Origin of the sequence: Anaeromicrobium sp., from assembly GCF_025210435.1 — a bacterium.
In the GTDB taxonomy this organism is placed as follows: domain Bacteria; phylum Bacillota; class Clostridia; order Peptostreptococcales; family Thermotaleaceae; genus Anaeromicrobium.
Map to the genome: position 1 here is coordinate 1 of NZ_JAOART010000005.1, position 10,529 is coordinate 10,529.

Here is a 10,529-nt window from a genome sequence, read left to right on the forward strand (position 1 = left end):
ATACCTTTAATAAAGGTTATTTAAAATTCGTATACCACTTTCGTGGCTACTCATATCGTAATCAAATCAATTCCCATTCGGTCATTTATTTAATTACTTAAGCTGGCTTAAATTCTTATACTGTTTAGTTTTCAAAGTTCATTTTCTAACTCGTCTCTCTTGCGACGACTATTAAATCATATCATGTGTCATCATCTTTGTCAACACTTTTGTGAAAATATTTTTATAAAGCCTTGATTAATGGGACAACGAAGTATATATTATCACATTCATAGTATAGTGTCAATATACTTTCTGGATTTTATTCAAGTATACATTTATGATTTTTAAATTTCCCTATACTGTAATTTGCCTATAAGGCAAAATATAAAACAATTTTATAAATAAGAAATCTATAGGGCCAGTAAAAATTACTAGCCCTATTTATAATAAAAATCTATATTTTAAATGTAACTATCTCCTTCTCTAATTCCTTTATTGTATCCTTTAAACCATTAGACATATTAGCTATCTCTGTCATAGTAGCATTTTGTTCTTCTATTGATGCGGAAACTTCCTCTGTAGCTGCTGATGTTTCTTCACAGACAGCAGATATATTCTCAACAACACTACTAACTTCTCCTTTAATATCCATTACTTTCATAACACTTTTATTAATATGTCCAACCTTATCTACTATAATATTTATTTCATTATTTATATTGTCAAAATTTAACATAGCCTCTTTTAAAGCTGTGTTTTGTTCTTTTATAACTCCTTCATTCTTATCTGTAGCATCTACAGCTTTGTTTATTTCTTCTTTTATAGAATATACAATATTGGCCACATCATTACTTGAATTTGCCGTATCATTTGCTAGATTTCTTATTTCATCTGCCACTACAGCAAATCCTCTTCCTACTTCACCAGCCCTAGCTGCTTCTATAGCCGCATTAAGTGCCAGTAAATTAGTCTGATTTGATATATTAGTTATGGTCTCTAATATATTCTCTATTATATTAGCCTTTTCATTAAGATTTTTTACTATTTTCACTACTTCATAATGGGTATTATTTACTTGCTTAACCTTATCCTCTAAATTACTAAAGGAATCTATACTCTTTATGTTAGCATCAAATATTTTTTCTGATGAATCCTTACTTTCTATTACATAATCATTCATAATATTGATTTCTTTGTCTAATTCAAATACTACTTCTACACCCTTTTGTGCATCCATAGCTTGATCACTGGCACCACTAGCTACCTCCATCACAGCACTAGAGATCTGTCCATTAGCTACTTCCGTTTCACTTATGGATGTAATTAAAGATTGGGATGCACTTTCTACAACCTGAGATGCACTCTTTATATTAGTTACTATTTCTCTAGTATTATTGATCATTTTGTTAAATGAGTCACTTAAATTGCCAATTTCATTATTTCTCTTATAATTATTTACTACAGATAAATCTCCGTTGGATGCCTTCTCAAAATTATTAGCTAGTACACATATAGGTCTAGTTATATTATTAGATAACACATAGGATAACCCTATCATTATTAGGGTCACTACTCCTAACACCCATAGGTTCATTTTTTTTACTCCCTTTAAGAAATATAAGGCCTCTTTTTTCTCCTGAACCGTGATAACAGCCCAGTCTTTACTATCTCCAGGGACCTTTACAGGTGTATATGCACTGACAACTTTCCTTCCCTCTATATTCTCATATTGGATAAATCCTTTTTTTCCTCCTAGGGCTTCCTTTGTTATTTCTAAAAGTTTCTCACTTACCTTGATATCCTTTTCCTCATACTTAAATTTTCCCTTTGAATCCTTTACTTTATTACCATTTCCATCCTTTTCGTAGTCTCTTCTCTTTAGGGTAATATAATTGTATTGTTCTTCAACCAATTTCTTATCTGGATGTGCAACTAATTGGCCCTCACTGTCTATTATATATATATAGCTTCCTTGACCTATATTAAATTTTTCTACTAGTTCTTGAAATGTCTTTAAATTAACATCTGTACCTAATACACCCTTTAATTCTTCACCTTCATATACGGGAAAAAAAACAGAGCTTACAGGATTTCCATTCCCTACCGATATATATGATTTACTTGCAAAGGCCTTTCTATCTTCCATCATTTGTTTAAACCACCATCTACTAGCTCTATTTCCTAAGTTCCCACTAGTTCTGGCCGTTTGATCACCCTTAGTGTCTTGAATATATATTAGTTCAAAGTAATCATTTCTTTTAACATTATCCTTTATTACTTGTATTTGTCTTTCACCTACAAAAGATCTTATGTCGTTATTATTTGCCAATTCTTCCGTTATTAAGTATGCCTTATGTAGAAATTCTTCTACATTTTTAGAGATACTATCTGCCATATTAACATGTTTACTTTTAATTTCCTCGTCATACTTACTATCAATGATTTTTATAGATATTAAATTTGATACAAATAAAGGTACTATGGCAATTAAAATCATTATCACAGTTAATTGAGTCCGTAGTTTTTTCACGTGATTACCTCCTTAATAAAACATTAATAACCCCTCCTATATTTTACAACATTTTCTGACTATTTCATACTATTACCTACACTCCCTTCCATAAAATATTTATTCATTGTGTAAATATACTTGAAATGGTTTTAATTCACACTTTTGAAATAAACATTTTATGGTAATTGTTTTATCTTTTATCTTTGGGGGTAAATGTATTATACGAACATATAAGTTAATACAAAAATAAATATCTACTAAACATAATTTTCATGTTCCATGGGTAAAAATAATTATAATGATTTGTTAGGAGGAAGATTACATGAAATTTTCTAAATTAATAGAAAGTATTAAATCTGTAAGAGATTATAAATTTAACCAAATTGAAGACTCTAGATTAAATGAAATATTAAATATAATGAAAAACAATAAATTTTTTAATAAGGATAAAATGGATATAGTTCTATTGAACAATGGAAATAAGGTATACGAATCATTAAAGGGTAAGGCTGGATACTACGGAAATATGATAAAAGCACCCTATTATCTCCTAATTACATCCGATGAATTTTCACATAATAAAAAGTATGCTGGATATTTAATGGAGCTAGCTAGATTAAAGGCCTTTGATCTAGGTTTAGGTAGTTGCTTCATTAGTATAGATGATTCCTATACAATAAAAAAACACTTCAATATAGAAAAGAACCCCATTGCATTTATTTCCCTTGGATATGCTTACACAGGAATATTTAAAAGAGATATATCTTCAAAACCATCTAGATCTGGGATTGAGGACATGGTTTATATGAACAATTGGGGTGAAAGGGCTAATCCTAATATATTAGAACAAAGAGCTCTTTCTAACATCCTTTACTACTCTAAATATGCTCCATCTTGGGGAAATAAAGAACCTTGGAAATTTTTAGTTAAGGATAATAAAATATCATTATTTATAGATAAAAAAGAAATAAAAGATGTTGATTTACATGGAGGTATAATCATGTTGTATATAGATCAAATTGCCTTAGAAGAAGGATTTTCTAGTCTTTGGCATTTAGAGTCACAAGACTTACCAGGAGTTCCTAATAATTACTCCTCTATAGGATATTTTTCCATATAAGCACAAAGAAGAAAGGGAGCTTAAAGCTCCCTTTCTTCTTTGGGTAATTTTCTTATGTGGGCCAATTTGCCCTGACTAAAGCATATGAAAGATTGTCTACATACTTCTTGAAGTAACTACATCTATTCCCGTATCAAATATGTTCTTTATTACAATATCTCCTGCTTTAACTGGAGCTTCTAATTGAATTTCATCTAATAACTTCATACATTCAAATACCTTACCCTTTGGAATATCCCCATTAGTTTTTACAGGTATTCTATTTAAAAGTCCACCTTTTATTTTCACTGTAGAAGTAACGACCCTAGTAGGATTAGTAAGTTCTTTTACTCCATAATCCTTACCTCTTGGACACTTATTTCCTTCTACCATATATTGTCCATTTTCTTCTATAACATCTAAGCGACACCCCATAGGACATACGATACAAACTAATTCATGTTTTTTCACCTAAGCCCCCTCCTTTTCTAAATAAACTTCTTTCTCTACATGAGCTTCTTTCTCTAGAGAAACTTCTATTGTAGAACCATCTGCACAATTTAAGTCTTCCTTCTTAATTTTTACAGATTCCATTTCACCAGGAGCTACGTGTCTCTTTTTCATTCTTCTAACTTCTTTTCCATCTATTTTAACTACCATTTCTACATTATGGTAAACATTATCTACTCTCATAAATAAATCTAATGTCTTATCTACATTTTCAGGCCTTACCACTTGAGGAACTATATATCTAACTCCATTTTTACCTTCTGTCTTAAGTGTAACGCCCTCTTTCTTAATCTCATTTTTCACATACTTAGCAGCACTTGCTCCAGCTCTTCTGCTTTCAGCCGTAACAAAATCTACTAAATCATGTACGTGTACTACATTACCACAGGCAAATACACCTTCTATATTTGTTTCCATAGCTTCATTTACTATAGGTCCAGAAGTTATTCTATCCATTTCTATTCCTGCTTGAACAGATAATTCATTTTCTGGAATCAATCCTACTGATAAAAGTAATGTATCACATTCAAATTCCTTTTCAGTTCCAGGAATAGGCTTGAATTTTTCATCTACTTGAGCAATTACTATTCCTTCTACCCTGTCTCTACCTTTAATTTCAGTGATAGTATGACTTAATAGAAGTGGAATTCCATAGTCATCTAAACATTGAACTATATTTCTTGTAAGTCCACCAGAGAAAGGCATTAATTCTGCCACTGCTTGTACTTGTGCTCCTTCTAGTGTCATCCTTCTAGCCATTATAAGACCAATGTCTCCAGATCCTAATATAACTACTTTCTTTCCAACCATATATCCTTCCATATTTACAAATCTTTGAGCAGTTCCAGCTGTTAATACTCCTGCTGGTCTAGCTCCTGGAATACTAATGGCACCTCTAGTTCTTTCTCTACATCCCATAGCCAAAACTATTGCTTTGGCTTGAATAGTCACAAATCCGTCAGTTGAGTTTATAACGCTTATAGTCTTATTTTCATTCATATCTAATACCATAGTATCTAGCTTGTATTCTATTCCCATGTTTCTTAACTCTACTATGAATCTTTCAGCATACTCAGGTCCTGTTAATTCTTCTTTGAATTCATGTAATCCAAATCCATTGTGAATACATTGTTGAAGTATTCCACCTAATTCTCTATCTCTCTCTATAACTAATATGTTATCTACACCATTTTTCTTAGCCTCTATAGCTGCAGCTAGCCCTGCAGGTCCTCCACCTATAACAACAACATTATAATTTAACACAATTACACCTCCTATGAATTACGCTTGTTTAGTTTCTTCTGTTAATATATATGATTTTCTACTATCCTTAACTATATTTTTAATATCTTCCTTTAACTCACGTGCTAGTATTTCCATTACTCTAGGTCCACAAAAGCCTCCTTGACATCTACCCATACCTGGTCTAACTCTTCTCTTTATAGCATCTACAGTTTTCCCACCTGCATTTCTATTTATACAGTCAACGATTTCTCCTTCTGTTATGTTTTCACATCTACAGATTATTGTTCCGTATCTAGAATCCTTTTTAATGATTTCAGCCTTTTCTTCGTCACTTAACTCCATAAATCTTATTATATGCTTTCTATTTGGATTAAATTCTTTATTTTCCCTTAATTCAGGATTTATATTTTTAAATATATCAATAGCATACTCTGCAATGGCAGGTGCAGCTGAAAGTCCTGGTGATTCTATACCAGCCACATTTATAAATCCACTAGCGTCCTTTGACTCTTCTATTATGAAATCTCCCGTAGAAGGTTTTGCTCTAAGTCCTGAAAAACTTGTTATAGTTTTTCTAAAATCTATTTTATCTGTAGTCTTCTTAGACTTTTCTCTAATAAATGAAATTCCATTTGTAGTTGTCTCTAATGCTTCCTTATCATCTAATCCTTCTGCATCAGGACCTACTAATAGGTTTCCATGTACTGTTGGTGCAACTAATACACCCTTTCCAGCTTTTGTAGGAGCTTGGAATATAACATGGTTTACTAAACTTCCCACACTCTTATCTAATATGTTGTATTGTCCTCTTGTAGGAATTATTTCAAAAGTCTTTTCTCCAACCATTTCACTTATTTTATCTGCATATACTCCAGCGCAGTTAAATACATATTTAGCTTCTATTTGTCCATTATCAGTATCTATTACAAATTTATCATCTAACTTTTTAATATTTGTAACTTCTGTTTCTAATTTTATTTCACAACCATTATCTCCTGCATTTTCAGCTAATGCCACAGCCAACTCCCAAGGACTCACAATTCCTGCTGTTGGTGCATATAAGGCTCCAAGTATATCCTTATTTAGGTTAGGCTCCATTTCCCTAACTTCTTCCTGCGTTAAGATTTTCATATTAGGAATATTGTTCTTTAATCCTCTGTCATATAAGTCACGTACACTTTCCATTTCTTCTTCATTTGTAGCAATAACAAATGATCCTATTCTTTTAAATGGAACGTCTAACTCAGTACAGGCCTTATCATACATTGCATTTCCTTTGGCATTTAATAGACCCTTTAAAGTTCTATCCTTCGCATCATATCCAGCATGTACTATGGCACTATTTGCCTTCGTAGTTCCATTTGAAATATCTGTATCTTTGTCTATTAAAACTATCTTCAAATCATATTTAGTTAACTCTCTTGCTATAAATGTACCAGCTATTCCCGCTCCGATTACAACCACATCATACATTCTATTTCCCTCCCTAAAATAGCGAAAAAAAAAGCCGTACGAAACTAACCCATCACTCCATAGGTAGTTTGTACGGCTCTCCTTTTTTTCTCCGCCCTAATATTTAATTTATATTTGAATTATAACATTCGTGAAAACGATTGTCAATATATTATTTTTTACATTTTAAGAGTATTTTTACTCTTCTTCCCACATTCTAGATCTTTCTACAGCTCTCTTCCAACCTGCATATTTCTTTTCCTTTTCTTCTTCACCCATAGCTATTTCAAACTTTCTATCTACACTCCACTTCTTAGCTATTTCTTCTTTAGACTCCCAGAATCCAACAGCTAAACCTGCTAAATATGCTGCTCCCATTGCAGTAGTTTCAATGATATTAGGTCTAACAACTGGTACTCCTAATACATCTGATTGGAACTGCATTAAGAAGTTATTAGCAACTGCTCCACCATCAACTTTAAGTTCTGTTAAGTTGATCTTAGAATCTTCTTGCATAGCTTCTAATACATCTCTAGTTTGGTATGCTATAGATTCGAGTGTTGCTCTTATAATATGAGACCTATTTGCACCTCTAGTAAGTCCTACTATAGTACCCCTTGCATACATATCCCAATATGGTGCTCCGAGTCCAACAAATGCAGGAACTACATATACACCATTAGTATCTTCTACTTTACTTGCAAAATATTCACTATCCTTTGCATCATGGATTAATTTTAATTCATCTCTTAACCATTGAACACTAGCACCAGCAACAAATATACTTCCCTCTAATGCATATTCAACCTTTCCATCTACTCCCCAAGCAATAGTAGTAAGTAGACCATTATTTGAAGGTACTAATTCTTCTCCAGTATTCATTAACATGAAGCATCCTGTACCATAAGTATTCTTAGCCATACCTGGTTCATAACAAGCCTGCCCAAATAAAGCTGCTTGTTGATCTCCAGCTGCTCCAGCAATTGGAATTCTAGCTCCACCAAAAGTCTTTTCATCAGTGTATCCATATATTTCACTAGAAGGCTTAACTTCTGGTAACATGGACTTAGGAATTCCTAATTCTGCTAAGATCTTTTCATCCCACTTTAATTCTTTAATATTATATAATAAAGTTCTTGAAGCATTTGAGTAGTCAGTAACATGAACTTCACCTCTTGTTAAGTTCCATATTAACCAAGTATCCATAGTACCAAATAATAAATCTCCTGCTTCAGCCTTTTCTCTTGCACCTTCAACGTTATCTAATATCCATTTTACTTTTGTTCCAGAGAAATATGCATCTACTACTAATCCCGTATTTTCTCTAATATATCCTTCTAATCCTCTTTCTTTTAAATCATCACAAATTGCAGCTGTTTGACGTGACTGCCAAACTATTGCATTATATACTGGTTTTCCAGTGTTTTTATCCCAAACTATAGTAGTTTCCCTTTGATTAGTAATACCAATAGCCGCAACTTCTTCTGGACTTACTGCTGCAGCTTCTAATACTTCTCTAGCTACTCCACTTTGAGTTCCCCAAATTTCCATACCATCATGTTCAACCCAACCTGGTTTTGGATATATTTGAGTAAATTCCTTTTGTGCTACTTTAACTATATTTCCATCGTGATCGAATAATATTGCTCTTGAACTAGTTGTTCCTTGGTCTAAGGCCATAATGTATTTTTTTTGCATTTTTATTTCCCCCTTATATTTACTTTCATATATAAAACATTGTTAAATATTTGTTTTCATCTTTATTTATGTTATAATGTTGTTTGCGATTTATTATTTTTTTGTTTTTTCATTTTATGGTGAGATATTTTCTATCTCATCTTTTTTTTATAAGCAAGATAATATAAATCCACCAATTGTTCCACCCACTAATGCCATAATTACATTTACAAAACCTTTTGATACGTTATCTCCTGACATTGCTGATGCTACAAATAATCCAGCACCTGCAGCCCATGCCATATCTATCCAAGCTCCACCAGATTGAACTATAAATCCAACGCCGTGAGTTAATGTCCAAGTCGTTCCTACTATAAATCCAGCTGCCATCCAGCCTCCGATTGCGCCCCATGTATCACACATTTTCCCCCAACATAATCTAATTAAAAATGGAAATATGAACGCACCTGCAAAAGTAGTTATTATATTAGCCATAGTCATAATTTATATCCTCCCTTCAAATTCCTAAACTTCACTATTTGCTTTTTCTGCTAAATAACATTCTAATTTGTAAGCAGCAACTCCACCTACTACTCCACCAATCAACACTACTCCTAATGTTGGCATAGATGCGATTCCAGCTTCAATCCCCTGTTCAAATACACCTCTCATAGTTCCAGCCATACCAATTCCTACAGCCATATCTACCCAAGCTCCATCATTATTATGGATTCCTATAAAATGATTTAAAAACCACATAGTTCCAATTATTGCAAAACCTGCGAACCAGCCGCCGCCAATTCCATATTCTCCAGCAAATGCGCCCCACACACTCATTACAAACATACCTGCTATTGCAGTTCCTAGTATCGTTCCTAAATGTTTCAAAATAGGCACCTCCTCAATTATTTTTTATGATTTTTTCATTTCTTAAACCTCTTAACCAGACCTTACTTTCAGTACACCTCCTTCCATTTCCAGAAAACGTTTACTTTCTTTGCCAATAAAATAAGGTTACTTAAGGCAAAAAGTTTGTGTATTAGTAAACGTTTTCCTTTTTCTTAAAAAAATTAAATGGCCATCATAAATAATTTACATGTACCATAATTTTTCATTACTTGCTGATATACCCATTGCACCAGCCTTAAGACCTTCTATTATATCTTCTTTATCACTAATAAGTCCTCCTGCTATTACAGGAATATTTATCTCTTTTTTAAGTTTTTTAATTATTTTAGGTATAATCCCTGGTAATATTTCTATAGCATCTGGTTGAATACTTTTAATAGTTTTTATGCCAGTTTCTAATGATATAGTATCTATCATAAACAGTCTTTGAATTGTGAAAATTCCTAATGTTCTTGCTTTTTTGATTAAATGAGTTTTAGTAGTAATTATACCATCAGGCTTCATATTTTCATAAATATATCTAAGAGCCACCGTATCTTTAGAAAAACCTTCTAATAAATCTACATGCACATAAACTAATTTGTTATTTTCTTTTAATTTTTGAACTATACCTTTTAAGTTAAAAATGTCCCCTGATAATAGAAAACATATTTCACAGGGTGATTTTATAACCTTGTTTACATCTTCTATATTTCTTATTGCTGCTATCATGGGATTTTCTTGAATTTTATCATAAAACAAATTCTTTTTCAAGGTTTTTTATCCCCTCTCCAATATTCCCTCTTATATTTTTTCCTTTTAATCTCTTTTTATTTATTCTTTCTATAATTTTTTCCCCTTTTCAGTATATAAATTATTGGCAATAAAAACAAGTAATGTTAATTTTATAACAGGTTTTTTTTACTAATTAAAAAATTTATATTTTATACAACAAAAAAAGACAAAGGATAGAATCCTTTGTCTTTAAACTAGCAACGTCCTACTCTCCCAGGCAGTTACCCGCCAAGTACCATCGGCGCTAAGAGACTTAACTTCTGTGTTCGGTATGGGAACAGGTGTAGCCCTCTTGCTATTGCCACTAGATGTGTTGAACAATGCTGAATAACAGAAATCTCCGATTTCGTCTTTATTCAGTACTAAGAA

9 protein-coding genes and 1 rRNA gene are annotated in these 10,529 nt (G+C 32.3%); 1 reads left to right on the plus strand and 9 read right to left on the minus strand.

Annotated elements, in window-relative coordinates:
* Positions 1-436: 436 nt before the first annotated feature.
* Complete coding sequence (locus tag N4A57_RS00665) at positions 437-2,512, minus strand: methyl-accepting chemotaxis protein (protein ID WP_293655387.1); 2,076 nt, start codon at positions 2,510-2,512, stop codon at positions 437-439.
* 304 nt (positions 2,513-2,816) lie between these two features.
* Here N4A57_RS00665 and N4A57_RS00670 point away from each other — a divergent pair, with 304 nt between their 5' ends.
* Positions 2,817-3,614 carry a nitroreductase family protein gene (locus N4A57_RS00670; RefSeq protein WP_293655388.1) on the plus strand — a complete coding sequence of 266 codons (798 nt, stop codon included), beginning with the start codon at positions 2,817-2,819 and terminating at the stop codon, positions 3,612-3,614.
* Between the two features lie 96 nt (positions 3,615-3,710).
* Here the strand turns inward: N4A57_RS00670 and N4A57_RS00675 are convergent, their stop codons facing one another.
* The 8 genes from N4A57_RS00675 to rrf all read right to left on the minus strand — a co-directional run bounded on the left by N4A57_RS00675 (position 3,711) and on the right by rrf (position 10,469).
* On the minus strand, positions 3,711-4,064 hold the full coding sequence (locus tag N4A57_RS00675) for a DUF1667 domain-containing protein (RefSeq protein WP_330671411.1): 354 nt from the start codon (positions 4,062-4,064) through the stop codon (positions 3,711-3,713).
* Entirely contained in the window at positions 4,065-5,366 is a 1,302-nt protein-coding gene (locus N4A57_RS00680; RefSeq protein ID WP_293655389.1) for an NAD(P)/FAD-dependent oxidoreductase, read from the minus strand. It lies immediately after the preceding gene.
* Positions 5,367-5,384: 18 nt separating this feature from the next.
* Positions 5,385-6,821, minus strand: coding sequence for an NAD(P)/FAD-dependent oxidoreductase (locus N4A57_RS00685; protein ID WP_293655390.1), 1,437 nt, complete (start codon positions 6,819-6,821; stop codon positions 5,385-5,387).
* Between the two features lie 177 nt (positions 6,822-6,998).
* On the minus strand, positions 6,999-8,498 hold the full coding sequence (glpK, locus tag N4A57_RS00690; protein ID WP_293655392.1) for a glycerol kinase GlpK: 1,500 nt from the start codon (positions 8,496-8,498) through the stop codon (positions 6,999-7,001).
* Positions 8,499-8,645: 147 nt separating this feature from the next.
* The gene (locus N4A57_RS00695; RefSeq protein ID WP_293655394.1) at positions 8,646-8,978 is read right to left on the minus strand and encodes a Lin0368 family putative glycerol transporter subunit; all 333 of its coding nucleotides are present in this window, start codon (positions 8,976-8,978) and stop codon (positions 8,646-8,648) included.
* Between the two features lie 24 nt (positions 8,979-9,002).
* On the minus strand, positions 9,003-9,365 hold the full coding sequence (locus tag N4A57_RS00700; protein WP_293655395.1) for a Lin0368 family putative glycerol transporter subunit: 363 nt from the start codon (positions 9,363-9,365) through the stop codon (positions 9,003-9,005).
* A 204-nt stretch (positions 9,366-9,569) separates the two neighbouring features.
* On the minus strand, positions 9,570-10,139 hold the full coding sequence (locus N4A57_RS00705) for a glycerol-3-phosphate responsive antiterminator (RefSeq protein WP_293655397.1): 570 nt from the start codon (positions 10,137-10,139) through the stop codon (positions 9,570-9,572).
* A gap of 213 nt (positions 10,140-10,352) precedes the next feature.
* Positions 10,353-10,469: ribosomal RNA gene (rrf, locus tag N4A57_RS00710) — 5S ribosomal RNA — on the minus strand.
* Positions 10,470-10,529: the final 60 nt, after the last annotated feature.

Bases quoted from the DNA above. Each gene is read 5' to 3' on its own strand.
- N4A57_RS00695 (WP_293655394.1), bottom strand. From the start codon at position 8,978: ATGACTATGGCTAATATAATAACTACTTTTGCAGGTGCGTTCATATTT.
- N4A57_RS00670 (WP_293655388.1), top strand. From the start codon at position 2,817: ATGAAATTTTCTAAATTAATAGAAAGTATTAAATCTGTAAGAGATTAT.
- glpK (WP_293655392.1), bottom strand. From the start codon at position 8,498: ATGCAAAAAAAATACATTATGGCCTTAGACCAAGGAACAACTAGTTCA.
- N4A57_RS00685 (WP_293655390.1), bottom strand. From the start codon at position 6,821: ATGTATGATGTGGTTGTAATCGGAGCGGGAATAGCTGGTACATTTATA.